Here is a 1,590-nt window from a genome sequence, read left to right as displayed (position 1 = left end):
ACCCCGTACATAACCTGGAGCCTTTGAACAGAGAGCCTGATTGCGAGTTTGGGACTGTAATTCTTTGAAATAAATATTGTTGGGAACCATCCCTGAGGGAAGTTTACCACGCTTTTAAGCTTAAACATTTATAGAACTGCAGAGCTTGTCCTGCCTACTTATTAGAAATAAGATGAGCAAAGTTAGTAAAATCAAAAAGAAAAGGGAATCCTCCAGCAGAGAGGGCCTGAAAATGGAACGTTTTGGGTTGTTATATCCAAGATCTGCGGGCATTGACGTTGGCAGTATGCTGATGGTTGTATCCTATACCGACCGGAATGATATGATTAATGTCAGGGAGTTCAACAGTTTTACAGAGAGCCTTATGGAACTCTCAGAACTACTTCAACGGGAAGGGGTTGAGCAGGTAGTAATGGAAGCAACCGGTGAATACTGGAAAACACTTTATTGCATGCTTGAAACCCATGGCATGCAGGTTTTAATGGCCAATCCAAGCCACTACCGGAATGTAAGTGCCCAGAAAACTGACATCAATGATGCACAATGGCTGCACCAGTTACTGGCCCACGGGCTGATCCGCAGTTCACATATTGCCACAGAGCTATACCGACAGCTACGGCGCTATGTGCATGAAAGAAAAACCTGTCAGGATCTGAAAAGCGATACCCTTAACCGCATCCAAAAAACCCTTACCCTGATGAATATAAAATTCCAGCACCTGATCAGCGATATCGAGGGCGTTGCGGGAATGAAAATATTGCGGGCTATCGTTTCCGGGGTGAATGAACCTGAAGCCCTATTAAAGCTTATCGACCTGAACCGCTTAAAGGCAAGCCCTGAAGACCTGATCAGTTCATTAAAAGGTGACTATCAGGAGCACCATATCCATATCCTTGCAAGTATGATGAAGGCCTATGATTTCCATAAAAGCCAGATGTTGGAGTATGAAACCTATATTGAGTCCACACTGCAAAAGCTGGTTCCTGTTTCTGGTCCGGGTGGGGATCTAAAGGTTGTAGGGAAGAAAAAAGTTAAAGCCCGCAAGAATGAATACCATTTCAACCTAACCGATTATCTGGAAAGCATATTTGGTGTAGACCTTACCGCTGTAGATGGACTGGATGAAATTGGGTTGCTGGCCATTCTAGCGGTAACGGGAACCGATATGAGAAAATGGCCCACAGCATCACACTTTGCAAGCTGGCTGAATCTATCGCCACGGCCTAAAATATCAGGGGGCAAGAAAATAGGAAATGAGAAACGAAGCACTAATAATCCAGCCACCCAAGCCTTTCGTCTTGCCGCAAATAGTTTGTGGCAGAACAAAGGGCCAATTGGACAGCAATATCGAAAACTGGCTGCAACGAAAGGGTCGGCCAAGGCTATAAAAGCTATAGCCAGAAAATTAGCGACAGTCTTTTATAACATGGTACTTAAAAAAGAAGCCTTTGATCCCAAAAAAATACAACAGAATGTAGAAATTCGGGAGGCAAAAAGAATAGCGAGACTATTAAAGGACGCAGCCAATATGGGATACGTTGTTCAAAAAGTAGCTTGATTATGAATAACTTAAATGAACGTCATTATAAG

The 1,590-nt window shown here is 43.5% G+C and carries 1 protein-coding gene; it reads left to right on the top strand.

Annotation, left to right across the window (positions count from 1 at the left end; genetic code table 11):
- Window positions 1–172: 172 nt before the first annotated feature.
- Window positions 173–1,558: an IS110 family transposase gene (locus tag R2S57_RS30280; RefSeq protein WP_316848641.1), complete on the top strand. Its 1,386-nt coding sequence runs from the start codon at window positions 173–175 to the stop codon at window positions 1,556–1,558.
- The last annotated feature ends 32 nt before the right edge of the window (window positions 1,559–1,590 follow it).

It is taken from the genome of Pedobacter psychrodurus (assembly GCF_032678585.1).
Classification (GTDB): domain Bacteria; phylum Bacteroidota; class Bacteroidia; order Sphingobacteriales; family Sphingobacteriaceae; genus Pedobacter; species Pedobacter psychrodurus_A.
The sequence above is the reverse complement of the archived record's forward strand: the minus strand, read 5'-3'. Positions and strand labels throughout refer to the sequence as shown.